This window comes from Geomesophilobacter sediminis, from assembly GCF_016458275.1.
In the GTDB taxonomy this organism is placed as follows: domain Bacteria; phylum Desulfobacterota; class Desulfuromonadia; order Geobacterales; family Geobacteraceae; genus Geomesophilobacter; species Geomesophilobacter sediminis.
Map to the genome: position 1 here is coordinate 181188 of NZ_JAEMHM010000012.1, position 22535 is coordinate 203722.

The 22535-nt window shown below is 61.4% G+C and carries 17 protein-coding genes; 12 read left to right on the forward strand and 5 right to left on the reverse strand.

All coding sequences use genetic code 11. The features are described 5' to 3' along the window. Positions 1-496 precede the first annotated feature (496 nt). Genes mnmE through rpmH form a run of 5 tightly spaced genes read right to left on the reverse strand, consistent with a single transcriptional unit; the run spans position 497 to position 4222 of the window. Complete coding sequence (gene mnmE / locus JFN93_RS15800) at positions 497-1864, reverse strand: tRNA uridine-5-carboxymethylaminomethyl(34) synthesis GTPase MnmE (RefSeq protein ID WP_199385064.1); 1368 nt, start codon at positions 1862-1864, stop codon at positions 497-499. 10 nt (positions 1865-1874) lie between these two features. Continuing rightward, positions 1875-3488 (reverse strand): membrane protein insertase YidC, encoded by a 1614-nt coding sequence (yidC, locus tag JFN93_RS15805; protein WP_199385065.1) that lies wholly within the window; start codon positions 3486-3488, stop codon positions 1875-1877. A 17-nt stretch (positions 3489-3505) separates the two neighbouring features. Further along, the gene (yidD, locus tag JFN93_RS15810) at positions 3506-3718 is read right to left on the reverse strand and encodes a membrane protein insertion efficiency factor YidD (protein WP_199385066.1); all 213 of its coding nucleotides are present in this window, start codon (positions 3716-3718) and stop codon (positions 3506-3508) included. After that, entirely contained in the window at positions 3697-4059 is a 363-nt protein-coding gene (gene rnpA, locus JFN93_RS15815; protein WP_236021761.1) for a ribonuclease P protein component, read from the reverse strand. Before rnpA ends, yidD begins: the two co-directional genes overlap by 22 nt. A 13-nt stretch (positions 4060-4072) precedes the next feature. Next, entirely contained in the window at positions 4073-4222 is a 150-nt protein-coding gene (rpmH, locus tag JFN93_RS15820) for a 50S ribosomal protein L34 (RefSeq protein WP_199385068.1), read from the reverse strand. 267 nt (positions 4223-4489) lie between these two features. On the opposite strand from rpmH, the gene dnaA reads away from it, so the two are divergent. The 12 genes from dnaA to JFN93_RS15880 all read left to right on the forward strand — a co-directional run bounded on the left by dnaA (position 4490) and on the right by JFN93_RS15880 (position 22474). Continuing rightward, positions 4490-5830: a chromosomal replication initiator protein DnaA gene (gene dnaA, locus JFN93_RS15825; RefSeq protein ID WP_199385069.1), complete on the forward strand. Its 1341-nt coding sequence runs from the start codon at positions 4490-4492 to the stop codon at positions 5828-5830. Between the two features lie 221 nt (positions 5831-6051). Continuing rightward, positions 6052-7170 carry a DNA polymerase III subunit beta gene (dnaN, locus tag JFN93_RS15830; RefSeq protein ID WP_199385070.1) on the forward strand — a complete coding sequence of 373 codons (1119 nt, stop codon included), beginning with the start codon at positions 6052-6054 and terminating at the stop codon, positions 7168-7170. Between the two features lie 138 nt (positions 7171-7308). Then, positions 7309-8418 carry a DNA replication/repair protein RecF gene (gene recF / locus JFN93_RS15835; RefSeq protein WP_199385071.1) on the forward strand — a complete coding sequence of 370 codons (1110 nt, stop codon included), beginning with the start codon at positions 7309-7311 and terminating at the stop codon, positions 8416-8418. Next, entirely contained in the window at positions 8415-10805 is a 2391-nt protein-coding gene (gene gyrB / locus JFN93_RS15840) for a DNA topoisomerase (ATP-hydrolyzing) subunit B (protein WP_199385072.1), read from the forward strand. The genes recF and gyrB overlap by 4 nt, the downstream gene beginning before the upstream one ends. A 7-nt stretch (positions 10806-10812) precedes the next feature. Further along, a complete protein-coding gene (gene lspA, locus JFN93_RS15845; protein WP_199385073.1) occupies positions 10813-11322 on the forward strand; it encodes a signal peptidase II in 510 nt (169 codons plus the stop codon). Positions 11323-11515: 193 nt separating this feature from the next. Continuing rightward, positions 11516-14047 carry a DNA gyrase subunit A gene (gene gyrA, locus JFN93_RS15850; protein WP_199385074.1) on the forward strand — a complete coding sequence of 844 codons (2532 nt, stop codon included), beginning with the start codon at positions 11516-11518 and terminating at the stop codon, positions 14045-14047. Positions 14048-14271: 224 nt separating this feature from the next. Further along, positions 14272-15783, forward strand: coding sequence for a HEAT repeat domain-containing protein (locus tag JFN93_RS15855; RefSeq protein WP_199385075.1), 1512 nt, complete (start codon positions 14272-14274; stop codon positions 15781-15783). Positions 15784-15799: 16 nt separating this feature from the next. Continuing rightward, positions 15800-16807, forward strand: a complete 1008-nt coding sequence (locus tag JFN93_RS15860) for an NAD(P)H-dependent glycerol-3-phosphate dehydrogenase (protein WP_199385076.1) — start codon at positions 15800-15802, stop codon at positions 16805-16807. A 73-nt stretch (positions 16808-16880) separates the two neighbouring features. Beyond that, complete coding sequence (locus JFN93_RS15865; protein ID WP_199385077.1) at positions 16881-19148, forward strand: ATP-binding protein; 2268 nt, start codon at positions 16881-16883, stop codon at positions 19146-19148. Then, positions 19120-20676 (forward strand): response regulator, encoded by a 1557-nt coding sequence (locus JFN93_RS15870; protein WP_199385078.1) that lies wholly within the window; start codon positions 19120-19122, stop codon positions 20674-20676. The genes JFN93_RS15865 and JFN93_RS15870 overlap by 29 nt, the downstream gene beginning before the upstream one ends. Before the next feature lie 122 nt (positions 20677-20798). Then, positions 20799-21827 carry a PAS domain-containing sensor histidine kinase gene (locus JFN93_RS15875; RefSeq protein ID WP_199385079.1) on the forward strand — a complete coding sequence of 343 codons (1029 nt, stop codon included), beginning with the start codon at positions 20799-20801 and terminating at the stop codon, positions 21825-21827. Continuing rightward, on the forward strand, positions 21827-22474 hold the full coding sequence (locus JFN93_RS15880) for a response regulator (protein ID WP_236021762.1): 648 nt from the start codon (positions 21827-21829) through the stop codon (positions 22472-22474). The genes JFN93_RS15875 and JFN93_RS15880 overlap by 1 nt, the downstream gene beginning before the upstream one ends. Positions 22475-22535 lie beyond the last annotated feature (61 nt).

The window sequence follows — 22535 nt, forward strand, 5'->3', positions numbered from 1 at the left end:
CCGCAACCGCTTAAACCATGTGGGAACGCCCTTCTCGGCGCGATTAACTCGGAAGCTCCACCTGCCGTCGACAGCAGTTTGTTCTGCATCCCAGGGGGGGCACCTCGTTCCACTCCGGTTTATGTTTATCAATTGTGGCAAGGTCGTTGAGGACTCACCCCTACGTCGACACCTGGCAGCGGTTGTTGCCGCCTGCGGCGGATCGCGCCTGGAAAGGCGCTCCCACAGCAAATGTCCGTTACCTTGCCGGCGGGCAATTGCGACAGGAATGTCGCTCCTACACAATTCAGATTGTATCCAGATGCAATTGTTCCACGTGAAACAATCCTATAACCAGCTTAAATACAAAAGAAAAAACGAAAAGTACCGTAGATACTACAAACCAGGCTATCTACCCTACCCTGCCGCTCCGTAATTCTACAAGGTGCTGCTTAAGACGATAACCGCAGGGAACAACAGGCGAATCCGGCATTGTTTCACGTGAAACAATACAATATTACTTGCCGATGCAGAAACTGGAGAAAATCAGATCGAGGACATCGTCCGTCGTCGTCTCTCCGGTCACCGAGCCGAGCGCTTCCAGCGCATCACGCAGGTCGATCGGGAGCAGTTCGTGGTTTACCCCTGCCTCAAGGTTCAGCCGGAAGCTTTCCAGGGCGGCCAGGGCTCGGACCAGCGCATCGCGGTGCCGGGCCTTGGAGACGGCGACGTATTCCCGGCTGTCGGTAGCATGACCATGGACAAAGGTGTGGTGGATAGCCTTCCGCAGTTCGGCAACACCGGTCCCGTCATGGGTCGAAAGGGAAACCGCCTTGCCTTCCAGTGCACCGGGAAGCACACAGGTGCCGGGAAGATCCGCCTTGCTTTTGACCACCAGGAAGCATTTGGTACCGATCGCCTGGAGGATGGATTCATCTTCCGAGGTGAAGGAAGCGGAACCATCGACCACAAAAAGAACCAGGTCCGCGCGGGGTATCCGCTCCAGGGTCAGCCGAACACCTTCCTGCTCTACATGATCATCGGATTCGCGTATTCCGGCGGTGTCCAACAGACGAACCGGCAGCCCTTCAATATTCACGACCTCTTCGATCAAATCCCTGGTGGTGCCAGGCACCGAAGTGACGATGGCCCGTTTCTCTTTGAGAAGCGTGTTGAGCAGGCTCGATTTCCCTACGTTAGGCTTGCCGGCGATAACAACGGAAACACCATCGCGCAGCACCCTCCCCTCGTCGAATCCCTCGACCAGAGTCTTGAGATCATCGATCGCCGGTGCAATCCGCCCCATGACATCTGCTTCGATGGCAACGTCGATGTCCTCTTCGGGAAAGTCGATGACCGCCTCGATGAAGGCCAGGGCGTGTAAAACCCCATCCCGAACCTTCCCGATCTTTTGGGAAAGAAGCCCTTCCCGCTGATGCTGCGCCAGAGCCAGGGATGCATCGGTCCGGCTGGAGATCACGTCCATGATCGCTTCGGCCTGAACCAGGTCGATCCGTCCGTTCAAGAAAGCCCGCTTGGTGAACTCCCCCGGCTGGGCCAGGCGCACTCCGGCGGCAAGCACGAGGTCGAGCACCCGGCTGACCACCAGGGTTCCCCCATGGGATTGAATCTCGACCACATCCTCGCGGGTGTAGGAATTAGGTCCCTTCATGTAGACCGTCATTCCCTCGTCCACCACGTCACCGGTGGCCGAATCGGAGATCACCCCATAACAAAAGCGGTGGCTTTTTAGGCCACCGCCGGATTTGGTGCGGAAGATCTGCTGTGCGACGGGGAGAGCATCGGGACCGCTGATTCGAACGATCCCGATGCCACCCTCCCCTATCGGAGTACTGATTGCCGCGATGGTATCGCGTACATACATGGCTACGTCCTTACTTGACGTTCTTGTTGATGTAGGCCTGCTGCACGATGGTCAGCACGTTGTTCACCATCCAGTAGATGACCAGACCGGACGGGAAGTTCAGGAACATGAAGGTGAACACGACCGGAAGGGCGAGCATCATCTTGGCCTGAACCGGGTCCATGTTGGACGGGGTCATCTTCTGCTGGATGAACATCGTGGCGCCCATAATCAGCGGCGTTACGTAGTACGGATCCTTCGCGGAAAGGTCGGTGATCCAGAGCATGAACGGTGCGTGCCGCAGCTCAATGGAATACATGAGTGCGCGGTACAGACCGAAGAAGACCGGGATCTGAACCACCATCGGGAGGCAGCCACCCATCGGGTTGACCTTGTGGGTCTTGTACAGTTCCATCACGGCGCGGTTCATGGCGTCGCGGTCGTTCTTATATTTCTCCTTCAGCTCGTTCATCTTGGGCTGAAGCTTCTGCATCTCCTTCATCGACTTGTAGCTCTTGTGGGTGAGCGGGAAGAAGAGCAGCTTGAGCACGACGGTGATGATGATGATCGCCCAGCCGTAGTTGCCGGTGTACTTGTAGAGGAACTTCAGGATGGCGACCAGCGGTTTGGCAATCGGGGCGAACCAGCCATAGTCGATGACTTCATCAAGGCGGTTACCCTGGGCCTTGAGGATATCGAGATCCTTGGGGCCGAGGTAGAGCTCATAGTTCAAAGCGGCAGCCTGACCGGGAGCGACTGAAATTGCCGGAGAAGCGATATCACGCTGGAGCTCGTCGGTGGAGGGACGGGCGAGTTTGACCGAAGCGATGCTCCCCTTCTGGGCAATGACCGCTTCCATGAAGTACTTGTCGTTGAACGCGGACCACAGGACGTTCCCGGTGTAGGCCTTGGGCTCCTTGAGGAGCTTGTCCAGCTTGTCGGACTCGGCCTTGTCGCCGACCAGGGTAACCGGGCCGTGAACCTCGAACCGGCTTTCCTTCTGGTCAACAACCAGACGGTTCGCCTGGACCAGGTGCAGGGTCCCGGCAACCGCCGCAGCACCGTTGTTGCGAACTTCCTGGGTGAACCCGATCCGGTACTTGTCGCCGGAGAAGGTGAAGACCTTCTTCAGCACGATACCCTGCGGGTTCATCGTGGTGAACTCGAGGGTCCCCTGCTGCCCGTCGGAGAGTTTCAGCGTATCGGTATTAACCGCATAGCCACTGTTGGGAAGAATCCCGAGTTCACGGGAGTCGGTCAACAGCTCGAAACGGTTGGGGGCGTTTTCGTTGATCAGCACCTCCGGCTTCCCTTTCGGGCCGGCGACGTCGGTGTACTTCTTGAGCACGAACTTCTTCAGCGCGGCGCCCTGGGTGGAGAAGGTCGCGGTGTAGAGGTCGGTGTCGACGGTGACGTCGCGGGCGACGACCGGTCCCTGCGGGGTGACGGCGGCGAGAGCGACACCGCCCGGCACTCCGGGAGCACCGGCAGCCGGGGCGGCAGGCGCAGTCGTTGGGGTCGTTACCGCGGCCTGCTGGGTCGCCGCGGGTGCAACGGGATGCGGTTTCGGAGCAGGGAACAAGAGCGAATAGGCATACAAGATACCGACCGAAAGCACTATCGCTATGACAAGTCTTTTTTCCATGAGTTCTCCTAGGGAGGCTATTTAACCGGGTCGTAACCACCTGGATGGAACGGATGGCACTTCAAAAGGCGCACCACCGTGAGCCAGGTCCCCTTGAGAGGACCGTACTTTTCCAGGGATTGTAGGGAGTATTGCGAACAGGAAGGGTAAAAACGGCAGGAAGCTGCCTTGAGGGGGGAGACATACCTCTGATAGAAGAGGATCAAGGCTATGAGCGTTCTGTTGAGCATATCTTATGACGCAGCCGCCCGGGGGCGGCCGCAAGCTCGTTGGCGATCTGGTGATAGGTAAGTGCTTCCGCCCCTTTTTTGGCTATGAAGTTGAAGTCTCCCTTCCAAAAAAGCGTCTTGTTGAGCCGATAGAATTCGCGCAGCCTTCTCTTGATGTGGTTCCTGATAACGGCATTGCCCACTTTCTTGCTCACCGTGAATCCGACGCGGGTGGCGTCCTGGTTGGATTCCAGGTAAAGCAGGATGAAGTGGGCAGTGTGCAGTTTGAACGCGCTACTTAATCTGAGAAAGTCTGCTCTCCGGCGCAGCCGCTCTTCTTTAGCGAAACCGTAGCAGGGCAAGCAGTTACTTATATTACTTACTGGCGATGGAGACAGAAAGACGCTTCCGCCCTTTAGCTCTTCTTCTCTTGATAACGAGACGGCCATTTTTGGTGGACATGCGCACGAGGAACCCGTGGGTTCTCTTACGGGAAACATTGCTCGGCTGGTACGTTCTTTTCATCTCTATGACTCCTTGGTGATAATAGCTCAAATGAAGGCAAGAGTGAAACTTAAACACAATCGGATTTTGCTGTCAAGGTATTTTTGTCTTGGCAACTTTAGCCTTGCAAATTCAGGGTGTCTCTGCTAACCTCTTGCATCCACAAAATTAGCATGGGCTTATCCTGTTTATTTCTTGATAAGCCATTGATTTAAATGCTACTTTTTTATATCAACAGCTGTTGATAAAGCTGTGTAAAAACCGTTTAAAAAAAGAAGGCCTCTCTCCATGGAAAACGTTTGGCAGGAAGCCCAAGCTAACCTCAAGAAAGTACTGACCGGCCAAACCTACACCACGTGGATAGATCCGCTCAAGTTTCTCGAAGCCACCAGTGACACCATCGTCCTCGAAGCACCCAGCGCCTTTGTCCAGCAATGGGTCACCGAGAAATATCTCTCCATGGTGAAGGAAGCTATTTCCGCCGTCACCGCCAAAAGCTACCAGGTTGAATTCCGCATCGCCGAGCCCAAGCCGGAGCCCTCTCCCCAGCCCAAGGAAGAAGAGGTAGAGGCGGCCCCCCCCAAGGCCAAGGAAAAGAAGGCGGAGTACGTCCCCAACCTGAATCCCAAGTACACCTTCGAATCCTTCGTCTGCGGCGCGAGCAACCAGTTCGCCTACGCCGCCTCCCAGGCGGTCGCCAACAAGCCGGCCACCAACTACAACCCGCTTTTCATCTACGGCGGGGTCGGTCTGGGGAAGACGCACCTGGTCCACGCGATCGGGAACCAGATTCTCAAGAAGAATCCGAAGGCGAAGATCTGCTACTACTCCTCCGAAAAATTCATGAACGAGATGATCAACTCGCTCCGTTACAAGAAGATGGACGAGTTCCGCAACAAGTTCCGGAAGGTTGACCTCCTCCTGATCGACGACATCCAGTTCATGGCGGGCAAGGAAGCGACCCAGGAAGAGTTCTTCCACACCTTCAATGCCCTGTACGACTCCCATAAGCAGATCGTGATCACCTCGGACAAGTTCCCCAAGGATATTCCGGGGCTCGAGGAACGCCTGAGATCGCGTTTCGAATGGGGGTTGATCGCCGACATCCAGCCGCCCGACATCGAGACCAAGGTCGCGATTCTCAAGAAGAAGTCGGACATGCACTCGGTAAACCTCCCCGACGACGTTGCCCTCTTTTTGGCCGCCGGCGCCACCAACAACATCCGCGAGCTGGAAGGGATGCTGATCCGCCTGGAGGCGTTCGCGAGCCTGACCGGTAACGAGATCAACCTGGGGATGGCGCGCGAGGTGATGAAGGACATCATCGTCGAGAAAACCAAAGAGATCACCGTGGAGATGATCCAGAAGCAGGTCGCGGAACACTTCCGCATCAAGCTTTCCGAACTCAAGTCGGACAAGCGGGTCAAGACCTTGGTCGTTCCCCGGCAGATCGCCATATACATATGCCGGGAGCTGACCAAGTCCTCCTACCCGGAAATCGGTGAGAAGTTCGGCGGCAAGGACCACTCCACCATCATCCATTCGGTGAAGAAGATCGAGAAGCAGTTGGCGGCCGATTCGGAGTTCCGGGGGACTGTGGAAGAAATCAAGAAAAAGCTGTTCACATAGCTGCGGATCTCTGTGCATAAACCGGGGGTGCCTGTGGACAGATTGGAGCGCCTGTGCACAAAGGGCGCAAAGTCAGCTTTTAATCCCCGCGGTTTCCCCGAGTAAAAACGACGAATATTCAAGGGCTCAGCACGGTTATCAACATATAGACAGGCATCTACTAACTACTACTTAAAAGATTTAAAAAAAGTATTAAAAGAAGCGGGACCCAAGGAGAAGACATGGAGTTCAAAATAAGCAAAGAAATTTTCCTCAAGGCACTCCAGAGAATTCAGGGAATCGTTGAAAAGCGAAACACCATGCCCATCCTCTCCAACGCTCTTTTGGAGGTCGGCAACGAACAGCTGTTCGTCACTGCTACTGACCTCGAGGTCGGCATGAAGAGCTCCTACCCGACCCAGGTGATCCGGGAAGGGAAAATTACGGTTTCCGCCAAGAAGCTGTACGAGATCGTCAAGGAGATGCCGGACGAAGAGATCCACTTCTCCACCAAGGAAAACGACTGGGTCGAAATCGTCTGCGGCAAGGCCCGCTTCAACATCGTCGGCCTGTCGTCGGACGAGTTCCCCTACTTCCCGAAGGTCAAGGAAGAGAACTTCATCCTGTTCAAAAACGAGATCCTCGCCGAGATGATCGAGAAGACCTCCTACGCGATCTGCTACGACGAGACCAAGTACAACCTGAACGGCATCTTCATCAAGGGGATCGACGAAGGCGAAGAGACCCTGCTCCGCATGGTCGCGACCGACGGCCACCGCCTCTCGGTATCCGAAAAAAGAATCGAGGGCAAGGTCGGCCCCGAGCTCGCCAAAGGGGTGATCTTCCCGAAAAAAGGCATCTTCGAGCTCAAGAAGATGACCGAGGAAGAGGCCGGCGAAATCATGCTCGGTTTCATGGACAACAGCGCGGTGATCAAGAAGGGGAACACCGTGGTGGTCATGCGGCTCATCGACGGTGAGTTCCCGGACTACACCAAGGTCATCCCGGCGCAGAACAACTGCAACGTCCTGATCGGCCGCGACAAGTTCCTCCACTCGCTCAAGAGGATGGCGATTCTTTCTTCCGAGAAGTTCAAGGGAATCAAGATCGACCTCAACCCGCAGCTGGTGATTATCTCCTCCAGCAATCCGGAGCTTGGCGAGGCGCGCGAAGAGATCGAGGCGCAGTACGAGGGGAACGGGATTTCGGCGCGCTTCAACGCCAAGTACCTGATCGACGTCCTTTCGGTCATGGAGGAGCGCGAGGTAGAGCTGAAACTCAAAGACGAGCTCTCTCCGGTAATCATGAAGGCCGCCGCCGAAGACGACTTCATGGCAGTCATCATGCCGATGCGCCTGTAGAAGGATCTTTAAAAAGGCAGGGTTTGAAGTCCCCTTTTGCAAAGGGGGATTTAAGGGGATTTGCCTCTGCAGCGTTGGGAACCTTGAAAGCAAATCCCCCCCGACCCCCCTTTTACCAAGGGGGGAGTCACTGACCGGATGAGACTGATCAAGCTAAAACTGAGCTCCTTCCGAAACCTGAAAAATCTGGAGCTGGTCCCGGGCCAGAAGTTCAACGTTTTCTACGGGAAAAACGGTCAGGGCAAGACGAACCTGCTCGAATCGATATACCTCCTTGCCACCATGAAGTCCTTCAAGCAGGCGAAGAACTCCGACCTGATCTGCTTCGGCGCGGAATTCGCCCTGGTGAAGGGGACGGTGGAGCGGGACCTGGTCCGCCGCGAGATCGCGCTTCTGGTGGAGCGCCAGGGAAAAAAGGCCAAGGTGGATGCCAAACTGGCCAGCCGGGTCGACGACCTCTTTGGCAACCTCAACGTGGTTCTCTTCACTCCCGAGGAGATCGGCATGGTCAGAGGTGGGCCGGAGTCCCGCCGCAGATACCTCGACCGCGCGGTCTTCACCTGCGATCTCGGATATCTCAAGGCCTACCACGACTACGCGAAGATCCTGAAAAACCGCAACGCGCTCCTCAAGCACAACGACACCTCCGGACTGGAGGTCTGGAGCGAGCGGCTGGCCGACAGCGCGGTGGTGGTCATTAACCGGCGCCTGGCGCACTTGCGGGAGATCGAAAGGCTGTTCCAGCGCTTCTATTCCGAGATCTCGGGCAACGACGAGGCGGTCGAGATGGAATACCGGCTGCACGGGGTGGACCGGGAACTGTTTGGGCAGGAGCCGAGAGCCGCCCTGGTCGAAGGGCTGAAGGCCCATGCCGCCGAGGAGCGGCGCCGTCTGACGACCGCGGTGGGACCGCACCGGGACGACCTTTCCTTCACCCTGAACGGACGCCCGGCACGGAGCTTCGCCTCGCAGGGACAGCAGCGCTCCATCGTGCTCGCGCTCAAGATGGCCGAGATCGAGCTGATAAGGAAGACCTTCGACGCACCGCCGGTTCTGCTGCTCGACGACATGACCAGCGAGCTGGACCGGGAGCGCAACGGCAACCTGATGGAATTTTTAAGAAAACGCGAGATGCAGGTGTTCATAACCACCACCTCACTCGACAATATCGCCCTGGAAGGCAGCGACGAGCAGGCCACTTTCCGGATCAGCGAAGGGCAGATTTCTCAACCAGAGGTAATTGGATGAACTTGGAAGAAAACAACGATTACGGTGCAGACAAGATCAAGGTTCTCGAAGGGCTCGCCGCGGTGCGCAAGCGCCCGGCCATGTACATCGGCTCCACCGCCGCTCAGGGTTTGCATCACCTGGTCTACGAGCTGGTGGACAACTCCATCGACGAGGCGCTTGCCGGCTACTGCGACCTGGTCGAGGTGACCATTCACGTCGACGGTTCGGTCACGGTCAAGGACAACGGCCGCGGCATCCCGACCGACATGCACCCGACCGAAGGGAGATCGGCCGCGGAGGTCGTCCTCACCGTGCTCCATGCCGGCGGGAAGTTCGACAACTCCTCGTACAAGGTATCCGGCGGTCTCCACGGCGTCGGGAGCTCGGTCGTCAACGCGCTCTCCACCAAGCTGGAACTGGAGATCCGGCGCAACGGCAAGCTCCACAAGCAGACCTACGAGAGGGGGGTGCCGGTGGCGCCCCTCGCAGTGGCCGGCGAGACCAAGGGGCGCGGCACCAAGATCACCTTCTTCCCGGACGGGGAAATCTTCGAGACCACCGAGTTTTCCTTCGACGTGCTGTCGCGCCGCCTGCGCGAGCTCGCCTTTTTGAACGCCGGGGTCCGGATCAAGATCATCGACGAGCGGGTCGAAAAGGAGCATGACTTCTTCTACGAGGGGGGGATCAACTCCTTCGTCGAATACCTGAACAAGAACAAGACCCCGGTCCACCCGCACCCGATCTACTTCCGCGGCGAGAAAAACGGCGTCGACATGGAGGTCGCGCTCCAGTACAACGACTCCTACGACGAGAAGGTCTTCTCCTTCGCCAACAACATCAACACCCACGAGGGGGGAACCCACCTGATCGGGTTCAAGGCGGCGCTCACCCGCACCATGAACACCTACGCGAGCAACAACAACCTCCTCAAGAACGTGAAGGTGGCGATCTCCGGCGAGGACCTGCGCGAGGGGCTCACCGCAGTCATTTCGGTGAAGATCCCGCAGCCGCAGTTCGAAGGGCAGACCAAGACCAAGCTCGGCAACTCCGAGGTGAAAGGGTACGTCGAGACCCTCATGAACGAGAAACTCGCCACCTTCCTCGAAGAGAACCCGGCCATCGCCAAGCGGATCCTCGAGAAATCGATCGACGCGGCCCGCGCCCGCGAGGCGGCCCGCAAGGCCCGCGACCTCACCCGCCGCAAGGGGGCCCTCGAAGTGGGGACCCTCCCCGGCAAGCTCGCCGACTGCCAAGAGAAGGACCCGGCGCTCTCCGAACTCTTCCTGGTCGAGGGTGATTCCGCAGGTGGCTCGGCAAAACAGGGGCGCGACCGGAAGTACCAGGCGATCCTCCCGCTCAAGGGAAAGATCCTCAACGTCGAGAAGGCCCGCTTCGACAAGATGCTCTCCTCCCAGGAGATCCGGACCCTTATCTCGGCGCTCGGTACCTCGATCGGCAAGGAAGACTTCGACATCGCGAAGCTCCGCTACCACAAGATCATCGTCATGACCGACGCCGACGTCGACGGCTCGCACATCCTGACCCTGCTCCTCACCTTCTTCTTCCGCCAGATGATGGAGCTGATCGAGCGCGGCTACCTCTACATCGCCCAGCCGCCGCTGTACAAGATCAAGCGCGGCAAGAAGGAACAGTACCTGCGAAACGAGCCGGCCCTCCAGAGCTACCTCCTGGAAGAGGGGACCGACGGCATGGTCCTCAAGCTCGGCAGCGGCGACGACGAGCGGATGTACCGCGGCAAGCAGATCATCCCGATCCTGACCCAGCTCATCGAGTTCAACGCCCTGTTCGACAAGGTGGTTAAGAAGGGGATCAACGAACACCTGCTCCGGATGTTCCTCAAGTGCGGGATCAAAAACGGCTTCGAGGAGATGGATGACCTGGTCCCCCATCTCCCCCGGATCAAGGAGACCTTCCCGAACACCGACTACGACCGGATGCAGGACGGGAGCATCCTTTTCAGCATCGGCAACCTGCGGGTCCGGGTGGACGGGGAAATCTTCGGGATCCTCGGTTCCTACGACTACGGGATGCTGCACGACGTTTACAAGCGGGTCAACGCGAACTTCGGGACCGGCGCCGCCGCGATCTCCTCCGAGGAGAAGCTGCTCCTGGAAACCGAGGACCAGCAGGAGGTCCTGACCTATTTCATGGAAACCGCGAAAAAAGGGCTCTACATCCAGCGCTACAAAGGTCTGGGGGAGATGAACCCGGAACAGCTCTGGGAGACGACCATGCACCAGGAAAACCGGGTGCTCCTCCAGGTGAAGATCGAGGACGCGGTCGCCGCCGAGGACATCTTCACCGTCCTCATGGGAGACCAGGTCGAGCCGCGCCGCGAGTTCATCGAGCAGAACGCGCTCAACGTCTCCAACCTGGACGTCTAAGCAAGCGATGCGACTGGCCAGCAAATTCTTCGCGGTCGCGGTCACCCTCATCTGCTGCGTCGGGTGCGACCAGGTGACCAAGTCGATCGCGCGCAAGAGCCTGGGGAGCGAGCCCCTGAGCTATCTGGGTAACCTCTTCCGGCTCCAGTACGTGGAGAATCCCGGCGCTTTCCTGAGCCTCGGGGCCGGGGCCCAGGAGCAGACCCGGTTCCTGGTCTTCACCGTATTCACCGGCGTTTTTCTCGCCGCGCTGGTGGGCTACGTCCTGGTGTCGCGGCGGGCGACCCGGGCCGAGGTGATCGCCGTGTCGCTTCTCGCCGGAGGGGGCGTCGGCAACCTGATCGACCGGGTCATGAACCACGGGCGGGTCGTCGATTTCCTGAACCTGGGCATCGGCCCGGTCCGCACCGGCGTCTTCAACGTCGCCGACGTCGCAATCACCGTCGGCGCGCTCTGGATGATGGGGATCTACCTGAAAAAAGAGAAATCGGCCGACTTAGCCGGCCGATCGAAGTAAGTCCTCCCAGCGTCTCCGCTCGTTTCCGGGAGACGGACCGGGTGCGGATGGGGTGAACCTCGACGGAGGATGCCCCTGTCCCCCTTTTCAAGGGGACTTCACCCCCCCTGGCGTTGTACAAAAAATTTGCCCCTCCCTTCGGGAGGGAAACGCCTTACCTGCTTTGGCATTACATGAAGGAAGAGGGAGTTGAATGCTTAATCAACTGAATAAGGTCTCGGTGAACATCGAAGACGAGATGAAGCGCTCCTACATGGACTACGCCATGTCGGTCATTGTAGGACGCGCCCTCCCGGACGTCCGGGACGGTCTCAAGCCGGTTCACCGCCGCTGCCTGTTCGCCATGTACGACATGGGGAACGACTGGAACAAGCCGTACAAGAAGTCCGCCCGCGTGGTCGGTGACGTCATCGGTAAGTACCACCCGCACGGCGACACCGCGGTCTACGACACCCTGGTCCGCATGGCCCAGGACTTCTCGCTGCGTTATCCCCTGGTCGACGGCCAGGGCAACTTCGGTTCCATCGACGGTGACCGCGCCGCGGCGATGCGTTACACCGAGATCCGCATGGAGCACCTGGCGCACGAGCTCCTCGCCGACCTCGACAAGGAGACCGTGGACTACGGGCCGAACTACGACGACTCCCTCAAGGAGCCGCTGGTGCTGCCGTCCAAGTTCCCGAACCTCCTGGTGAACGGCTCCGCCGGCATCGCGGTCGGGATGGCGACCAACATCCCCCCGCACAACCTCTCCGAGGTGGTCGACGGGATCGTCGCGATAATCCAGAATCCGGATCTCACCTTCGAGGAGCTGATGGAGCTCATCCCGGGCCCCGACTTCCCGACCGGCGGCTTCATCTACGGTCGCGAAGGGATCGTCTCCGCGTACAAGACCGGCCGCGGCATCGTGCAGATGCGCGCCAAGGCGGTCATCGAGACCCAGAAGAAGACCGAGCGGCAGTCGATCATCGTCACCGAGATCCCCTACCAGGTCAACAAGGCGCGCCTCATCGAGAAGATCGCCGAGCTGGTCAAGGAGAAGAAGATCGAGGGTATCTCGGACCTGCGCGACGAGTCGGACCGCGAGGGGATGCGGATCGTCATCGAGCTCAAGAGGGACGAGAACCCGACGGTCATCCTGAACCACCTCTACAAGCAGACCCAGATGCAGGCCTCCTTCGGGATCATCATGCTGGCGATCGTGCACAGCCAGCCGCGCGTCCTGACCCTGCGGGAGACCATCGACTACTTCGTCGACCACCGCAAGGAGATCGTCACCCGGCGCACCATCTACGAGCTGAAGAAGGCCGAGGCGCGCGCCCACATTCTGGAAGGTTTGAAGATCGCCCTGGACAACCTGGACGAGGTCATCGCCCTGATCAAGGCGAGCGCCTCCCCGGCCGAGGCGAAGGTCGGCCTCATGAACCGCTTCGCTCTCTCCGAGCTGCAGGCCCAGGCGATCCTCGACATGCGGCTGCACCGCCTCACCGGGCTGGAGCGGGACAAGATCCTCGACGAGCTGGCCGAGATCCGCAAGTACATCGCCCGCCTCAAGGAGATCCTCTCCTCGGAGACCGAGATCCTCAAGATCATCGTGGGCGAGCTCCTGGAGCTCAAGGAGAAGTTCGGCGACGAGCGGCGCTCCGAGATCGTCAGCCAGACCGCCGACATCTCGCTCGAGGACACCATCGTCGAAGAGGACATGGTCGTCACCATCTCCCACACCGGCTACATCAAGCGCAACTCGGTCACCCTGTACCGGGCGCAGCGCCGTGGCGGCAAAGGGAAGACCGGGATGAAGACCAAGGAAGAGGATTTCGTGGAACAGCTGTTCATCGCCTCCACGAAGGACTACCTCATGTTCTTCACCGACGCCGGGAAGGTCTACTGGCTCAAGGTTTACGAAATCCCCGAGGCCGGGCGCACCGCCCGCGGCAAGGCGATCGTGAACCTCCTGAACCTCGCCTCCGGGGAGAAGATCACCGCCATCCTCCCGGTGAAGGAGTTCGTCGAGGACAAGTACATCATGATGGCGACCCGCCAGGGGGTGGTGAAGAAGACCTCCCTGATGGAGTACTCGCACCCGCGCGCCGGCGGCATCATCGCCGTCAACCTCGACGAGGGGGACAAGCTGATCGCCGTGGCGCTCACCGACGGGCGCCAGGATGTGCTGCTCGCCTCCGCCAACGGCAAGTCGATCCGCTTCAAGGAAGACGAGGTCCGCTCCATGGGCCGCGTTTCCCGCGGCGTGCGCGGCATGATGCTCGAAGGGAAGGATCAGGTGATCGGGATGGCGATCCTGAACGACGAGTTCAGCGACTCCACCCTCTTCACGGTGACCGAGAACGGCTACGGCAAGCGGACCGAGATCAGCGAGTACCGGATCCAGTCCCGCGGCGGCAAGGGGGTCATCACCATCAAGACCACCGAGCGCAACGGCAACGTCGTCGACATCAAGCAGGTCTCCGACGAAAACGACCTGATGCTGATCACCGACCAGGGCAAGATCCTGCGCGTACCGGTGGCCGGCTTCTCCATCATCGGCCGCAACACCCAGGGGGTCCGGCTGATGGTGATGGAGGAGAACGAGCGGATCGTGGCCGTGGCGCGCCTGGCCGAGAAGGAAGAGAACGAGGACGAAGAAGGCGACGTGGAAGAGGCGATCGTCTCCGACGAGGTCGGCGCCGATACCTCGGACACGACCGACGAGGAAGGCGAGGAGTAAAACTCCTCCCCTCTCGTCCCAGGCAAATCCCCCCAGCCCCCCTTTTGTCAAAGGGGGGGGCCATTGGGTAGTACGGCAGGCTTCGCCCCCTTTGAAAAAGGGGGATTCAGGGGGATTTGGCGTTTAAGGTTTGGAAAAAGGGGGGCTTCCCTTTTTTCTGATCAACAAAAGCTTTGCCGGGCAAGACTGCGATGCAGGTTTTGGAATAGCCGGGGGCCATTTACATGCGCACGAGCACGAACGTGGATACCTCCTTCAAGGAGCGCCGGGGGGTTCTGGAACTCCTGGAGAAAATCAGGAACGACCAGGTTTCCCTCGCGGAGCTGGAGGAAATCGGCATCCGGTTGAAGCAGGCCGGGAACCGGGCGCTCCGCCCGCTGCTTCGGGAACTCTCCCGCGAGTGCCGCGGCGAACTGATCTCCAAGTACGCGTATATCCTCGACTTCTTCGAGGAGGATGCCTGGCTCGACCAGCTGATCGCCATCAGCCTCAAGCGCCGCGACCTCGGCGAAGACGGCAAGGCGGCGCTCCAGGTCGCGCTGCGCGGCTACGGTGTCGACATCGCCTCCCCCCAGTTTCGCGCCGTGTTCGGAAGCTCCACGACCTTCGAACGCACCCTCAAGGGGGAGCCGGGAATGGAAGGGCTGGTCCGCTTCCTGGACGACTTCCTCTCCTATCCCGCCGAATTCCAGCAGCTCATCCTGCGCGGCATCGAGCGCAGCGGCCACCGCGACGTCACCCGCGTTCTGGAAGCCATGCTCTGGCACGAGGAGCCCTCCATCGTCTCCGGCGCGCTCCAGGCCCTGGGAAGGGTCCGGGAGCCCCGCGCGGCGAGCGTATTGCGCCGCTACCTCGAAGAAGGCGCGCTAGAGCACCGCGCCGCCTGCCGGCTCAGCCTGCGCCGGCTCGCCTTTTTGGGCGTGGAGCCGGAGGACGAACCGCCCCCCCTCCCCTTCCATGCCGGCTACGCCTCGGTCCCCGACGGCGACGGCTACCGCTCGCTGATGATCTCGCGCTGGATTTCTCCCGGGCGGGTCAGCGCCCTGTACCTGCAGGTCCACGAGCGGCGCGGCCTCCTGGCGGCCTGGGGCGGGGACAGCCTCACCGGCGACGAGTTCCGTGCCGAGCTCGAGGCCTTCAGCGCCGACGAGGAACTGCATCAGGTCGAGCCGTCCCACGTGGTGGAGCTTCTGGCCGATGCCCTCTACTTCAGCCGGGACCTCGCCTATCTCCCCGCCGACTTCTACCTGCAGCGGGGGATGTTTCGGGGCGAGGACCTGACCCCGCGCCGCTACCGCCCGCAATTCGGCGAGCAGCGTCCGCGGCGCGCCATGAGCTACGCCGAGGGGGAGGAGGCGAGCGCCCAGCTCTTCTCCGATCCTTTCTTTGCCGCCTGTTTCATGGCGGACGAGCGGGTCTACGATTTTGCCGCCGAACACGGACCCTCGAGCTCCGAGGCGCTCTTGAAACGGTTCTGTTCGGAACTTTTGTCCCCGAAGCTGGACCGGATCCGGGAACGCCTCCTTCTGAGCGCGGATCTGATGCGCCGCTGCGGCAGGGACCGCCGGGCGGTCGCCCGCGTGGTCGGCCTCGCCGAGAGCCTCGAGGGGTACCGACTGCCGCACCACCTGCATCCGTTTTTGCGCCGCTTTGCCCTGGAGAGCCTCCAGGCGGCGCACGGCGCGCTTTCCAGCGATTGCGCGGCTTCGGCGGAAGCGGGGCAGAACGCGGATTAGCAAGGAAGAGGTAAGCATGTCTGAGAAAATCGCCGTCATCGGCGCCGGGAGCTGGGGTACCACCCTGGCCGATCTTTTGGCCAAGAAGGGGCACGAGGTAACGCTGTGGGCCTACGAGGCGGAGCTGGTCGCCAAGATGCGCCAGGACCGTGAGAACGACCTCTACCTCCCCGGAATCCGGCTTTGCGAGCGGCTGCGCTACACGAGCGACCTCGAACATGCCTACGCCGGCTGCGGCATGGTGCTCTGCGTGGTCCCCTCCCAGCTGGTGCGGACCGTGATGGGCAAGTCGCTTCCGTTCATCCCGGACGACGCCATCGTGGTGAGCGCCTCCAAGGGAATCGAACTCGACACCCTCAAGGTGGTCTCGGACGTCTACCGCGAGATCCTCCCGGAGCAGCTCTACGCGCGCTTCGCCGTCCTCTCCGGGCCGAGCTTCGCCCGCGAGGTCGCCCAGGAGATGCCGACCGCCGTCACCGCCGCCTCGGCATCCGAGGAAGTCGCGCACCGGGTGCAGCACGTGTTCAACACCGGCTTTTTCCGGGTCTACCGCAACGACGACGTGGTCGGGGTGGAGCTCGGCGGCGCCATCAAGAACGTCATCGCCATCGCCGCCGGTATCTCGGACGGCCTCGGCTTCGGCTACAACACCCGCGCCGCCCTGATCACCCGCGGCCTCGCCGAAATGACCCGTCTCGGCCTGGCGCTCGGCGCGCAGCACGCCACCTTCGCCGGGCTGGCCGGCATGGGGGACCTCGTCCTCACCTGCACCGGCGACCTTTCCCGCAACCGGAGCGTCGGCTACCAGCTCGGCCAGGGGCGGCGCCTCGCCGAGATCCTCGGCGAGATGCGGATGGTGGCCGAGGGGGTGAAGACCACCGAGTCCGCGTTCAACCTTGCCGCGAAGCTCGGCGTGGAGATGCCGATCACCGAGATGACCTACCGCGTGCTGTACCAGGACAAGCCGGCCCGCGAGGCGGTCCTGGAGCTGATGGCTCGTAACCCCAAGGCCGAAAAGGCCTGACGAGGATGGCAGACGCACCGGCGAGGCGGCAGCGCAGCCGCGCGCCGGTGCGCCGCTAGCAAAGGGACCCTTCATGCAGCTTCGCTTCGGCATACGGACCAAACTGCTCCTGTCGATCCTGGCCATCCTCCTCCTCTCCTATTCCACCCTCCTCTATTCGACCATGAAGACCCTCTCGGACGCATCCCGCACCGAGATCGAGAAGAGCCTCGAAGCCAACCTCAAGTACGCCCGTGCCGTTTTCCAGGACCGCACCGAGATCGTCCGCTACTCGCTGCTGCAGCCGCTCAACTCGGGCAACGTCCAAAAGCACATCGCGGCCCGGGAACGAGCCTGGTGCGCCGACCGCATCAAGAGGTGGCAGGGAGTGCTCCCCTTCCTCGAACTGATGGTTCTGGTGGACCCCCAGAAAAACGTGATCGCCGGCAGGTTGGACACCAGGAACCCCGTCAAGGAGCTGGCCGCGATCGCCGACCAGGCCATGGCGCGCAAAAAGGTGGTCGTCTCCACCGAGATCGTCCCGGCGTCCCTGGTGGAGGGGAGCCGGGCCTTCCGCCCCCTGCAGGGGGAGCTCCTCATGGTGACGATGGCGGTTCCGGTCATCGACCGGCAAGGAAACATTCTCGGCTGCATGCTGACCGGGGACGTCCTGAACGACGACGGGAGCATGGCCGAGGCGATGCGGAAGGTCTTCGGGCGCGACGTGGAGATCGCGGTCACCCAGCGCGCCCAGAAGATTTCCACCAGTTTTGCGGGGGACCTTTCCACCGCGCCCCCCTTGACCGGCGCGATCCTGGAGATCCTCGAACGCGGTGAGCAGTTCCACGGCGAGGTGGAACTGGCGGGACAGCGGTACGAGACGGTGATCGATCCGCTGCTGAACAGCCGGGGCGAACTGGTCGGTTCGATCTCGGTTTCGGTATCCACCGGCCGGTACAACAAGATGCGGAACACCAACCTCGCCAACATCCTGGTTTCGGCCTCCCTGGGCATCATCGCTTCCGTGCTCCTCGCCCTGGTCGCCTCCCGGCACCTGACCGGACCGATGCGCCAGCTGGCCCGCGGCGTGGCCCGGATCCAGGAGGGGGACCTCAGCCAGCGGGTCGAGGAACGGTACCATGACGAGGTCGGGCTGCTGGCGGGCTCGTTCAACAAGATGGCCGGGGCGCTCCAGGAGCGGGACCGGATCATCACCCTCAAGACCCAGGACCTCCAGGAGCTGAACGAACAGCTGGAGAAGAAGGTCACCGAGCGGACCCGGGCCCTCACCATGGAGATGGGGAGGCTGGAGGCGGTTTTGACCAGCATGGCGGAAGGGGTCGTGGTGACCGATGCCGACAACCGGGTCATCCTCTTCAACCCGGCGGCCCAGCAGATGTTCGAGCTGGTCCCGTATCGCGTGGTGGGGCAGACCATGGAGCACGTCTGCGACATCGGCGGGTTCACGCCGCTGGCGGGGCGGATCGAGGAGGTCCGGGAGACCGGAGCCTCCGGGCTCAAAGAGGAGATCGTGGTCAAGGGGAAACGGCTCACGGTCCACCTCTCTTCGCTTCTCGACGAAGCCGGCGCCTTCGCCGGGGCGGTCCTCTCCATCCGGGACGTCACCGTGGAACAGGAGGTGGACCGGATGAAGACCGATTTCATCTCCACCGTCTCCCACGAACTCAAGACGCCGCTCACCTCGATGAAGGGGTCGCTGCAACTCCTCTTGAACCGGGGCAAGTGGCTCACCGACACCGAGCGGCAGCTTTTGACCGTCTGCTTCAACAATACCGAGCGGCTGATCCGCCTGATCGGCGAGATCCTGGACATCTCCGGGATCGAATCGGGGGGGATGGCCTTCAACTTCAACCCGGTCCGGATCGGCGAGGCGACCGCCTACGCCGTCGAGGAGATCCGCTCCTACGCCATGGGGCACGGCATCACCATCGTCAACACGGTCGGCGACCATCTCCCGATGGTCCTGGGGGACCGGGACCGGCTGATCCAGGTGATCACCAACCTCCTTTCCAACGCGGTGAAATTCTCTCCGGAGGGGAAGGTGGTGATGGTCTCCGCGGAGCACGAGGGGAACTACGTAACCCTCTCTGTTTCCGACCGCGGCAAGGTGATAAAATGGGTCGACCGGGAAAAATTGTTCAAGAAATTCCAGCAGATAGAGACCGCCAACCGCCAGAAGGTGAGCGGGACCGGCCTGGGGCTCGCTATCTGCAAGGAGATCGTCGAGCGGCACCACGGCAGGATCTTCTACACTGCAGCAAAGGAGTTCGGCAACACCTTCAGCTTCACAGTACCGATCATCGAGGAGGAGCATGCAAAGGGAAACGATACTCATTGTTGATGATGAAGCGGATATCGCTCTCATCCTGAAACTGCAGCTTGAAGACGCCGGCTATGAGACGGTGACGGCGCGCGACGGGGTGGAAGCGCTGGAGGAGATCGCCCGCAGGAACTTCTCCCTGATCCTCCTCGACATCAAGATGCCGCGCCTGGACGGGCTCCAGGTGCTGGAGCGGCTGTCCGAGCAGGACCGGGCCCGGGGGGAGGAAACCCCGGTGGTGATGATGACCGCCCACGGCAGTGAGGACATTGCCGTCGACGCCATGAAAAAAGGGGCGCTCGACTACATCTCCAAGCCCTTTTCCACCGACGATCTGCTCCAGAAGGTGGAGAAGGCGATCGCCTTGAGCAAGACCCGTGAGGAGAACCGCCGCCTGGCCCGCCAGCTCGAGGAGGAGCGGCGCAAGATGGAGGCGGTGCTCCAGGGGATGGCGGACCTCCTGGTCGCCGTGGACACCGAGGGGCGGGTGATCGCGGTGAGCCGGAAAACCGAGACCGTGCTCGGCCTCCCCCGGGAGGAGCTCATCGGGCGCCCGGTCGAGGAGGTGCTCAAAGGGGACATCCCGGGCGGGGAGCTCCCCATCCGCACCGTCCTGAAGAGCGGCGAGCCCTCCCTCGACGTGGGCTACATCATGCATGCCGGCGACGTCACCTTCCCGGTCCTCTCCAGCGCCTCGCCGCTGCGCGACGCGGACGGCTGGCTGGTGGGGAGCGTGGAGATCGCCCGCGACGTCTCGAAACTCAAGGAGCTGGAGCAGGAGAAGGAAGATTTCGTCAGCATGCTTTCCCACGACCTGAAATCGCCGATCACGGCGGTGGTCGGCTCCATCGACCTGGTGCGGGAGGAGAAGCTGGGCCTGGTGAACGACGACCAGCGCGAGTACCTGAACGCGGCGGTGGAAAGCTGCGAGGAGATGGTCGAGATGATCGACACCCTGCTCGGCATCCACAAGTTCGAGGCCGGCAAGATGCGCCTCTCCTTCCGCGAGGAGGACCCGGCGGCGCTGGTGAAGAAGAGCCTGCAGCGCTTTCAGCCGATCGCCGAGCGGGCCGGCGTCACCCTCATCGAGGCGATCGACGCGGAGGCCCCGTACATCCTGGTGGACCGGAGCTCCTTCACCCGCGTCCTGGGAAATCTGCTGACCAACGCGGTGAAGTTCACCCAGGAGGGGGGCGAGATCGAGGTGAGCCTGGACGTGGTGGAGGAGATCGACGAAGCCACCGCACGGATTTCCCCTCTGAGCTACGCCAGCCGCGACCTTCCCCAGGGGGGGCCGTACGTGAGGATCCGGGTGCGCGACACCGGCTGCGGGATTCCCGCCGATGCCCTGGAGACCATCTTCGACCGGTTCGTGCAGGCGAAAAACCGGCGGCTCGGCAAGACCCGCGGCACCGGCCTGGGGCTCGCTTTCTGCCGCAAGGCGATGGACGCGCACCGCGGCTGGGTCTGGGCCGAAAGCGAGCTCGGCAAGGGGAGCGTGTTCACGCTGCTTTTCCCGGCGATAGCGGAAGAGGAAGAAGAGGGGTAATGGACAATCGACCACGGACGGGGGACAATGGTCCCTTCCGTCCCTGGTGTCCTTATAGGTTCTTGCCGTCACCAAGGTCGTAGCAGCCGCAGCACCTAAACCACCCGTTCTGGAGAAGGAATATGGCGCCTGATCAAGATGCGACCTACCGCGAGCTGTTCGAAAGCGATCCGCGCCCGATGTGGGTCCGGGATCCGGAAACCCAGGCCTTTCTGGCGGTAAACGATGCCGCCCTGGCCCTGCTCGGCTACCAGCGTGCCGAGTTTCTTTCCCTGACGCCGCGCCGGCTGGCGCCGGAAGGGGATCGGCGCCACCTGAAGAAGGACGGCTCCGCCATCTTCTTGGAACTGAGCGAGCGCCCGGTCAGCTTCGGGGGTAAACCGGCCCGGCTGGTGCAGCTGCGCGAGGCCCCGGGACCGGGACGCGAGGCGGAGCTGGAGCGTTGCCTGGAGGACAAGATCGCCGAACTCGACGCGGCGCAGAAGGAGCTGGAGGCTTTCAGCTATTCGGTCTCCCACGATCTGCGCGCGCCGTTGCGCCATATCGACGGCTTCTCCAAGGCGCTCCTCGACGATTACGCCGCGACCCTGAACGACGAGGCGCGGGAGTACCTGGCGCGGATCGCCCGCGCGGCGCAGAGCATGGCCCACATCCTGGACCACCTGTTGCGCCTGGGCCGGGTGGCCCGCCAGGAGATGCAGGTCAAACCGGTGAACCTGAGCACGATCGCCCAGGTCATCTCGCTGGAGCTCAAACATGCCACCCCGGAGCGCCAGGTGGAATTCGTGATCCGGGAAGGGGTGACCGCCCCAGGGGACGCGAAGCTCCTCCGCGTTCTCCTGGAGGCGCTGATCGAGAACGCCTGGAAGTTCACCTCGAAGAAACCGGCGGCGCGGATCGAATTCGGGGTGGAAGAGGTGGACGGCAAGCCGGTCTACCTGGTCCGCGACGACGGGGCCGGCTTCGACATGGAGTACGCGGACAAGCTTTTCGCGGTCTTTCAGAGACTGCACCGGGCCGACGAGTTCGAAGGGTGCGGCGTCGGACTGGCCATTGCACAACGCGTGGTGAAACGCCACGGAGGAAGGATCTGGGGTGAAGGCGAGGTAGGACGGGGAGCCGTCTTTCGATTCACCCTGCAGGGGGATTGATGAAGTCGTTGCGGGTTTTGCTGGTCGAGGATTCGTTGGAAGACAGCCTGCTGCTGCTGCGGGAGCTGAGCCGGGGAGGATACAAGCCGGACCACCAGAGAGTACAGACGGCCGACGACCTGCGCCGGGCGCTCGTGGAGGAGGATTGGGACGTCATCCTGTCCGACTACCGGATGCCCGGCTTCGACGCCTCCGCGGCCCTTGCCATCCTTCAGGAAAGCGGCAAGGACATCCCCTTCATCATCGTCTCGGGAAAGATCGGCGAGGACCTCGCGGTGGCCGCCCTCAAGGGGGGCGCCAGCGACTACGTCATGAAGGGAAGCCTGGCGCGGCTGGTTCCCGTCGTGGAGCGCGAACTGCGCGAGGCGGCCGAACGGCGCCAGTACCAGAGTTCGCAAAGCCAGGTGCGCCGGGCCAAGGCCGAGTGGGAGGCCGCCTTCGACGCCGTTTCCGACCTGATCCTGGTCACCGACCCGGAAGGGCACATCGTCCGCTGCAACGCCCGGGTCACCGCCTATTTCGACTGCAACTACGTCGAGGTCCTCGGCAAACCGATCGAGCGGGTCTTCTTCGGCGACGCCCTCCCGGAGGAGCAGCCCTTTCGTTTCGTCACCGGCGTCTACTGCGAGCCCACTGCTGTCCCATAGTTGATCGATAAAAAAGAAGGCTCGGAGAGCTACTTGTGGTATATTCAGTTCGCCAAAACAC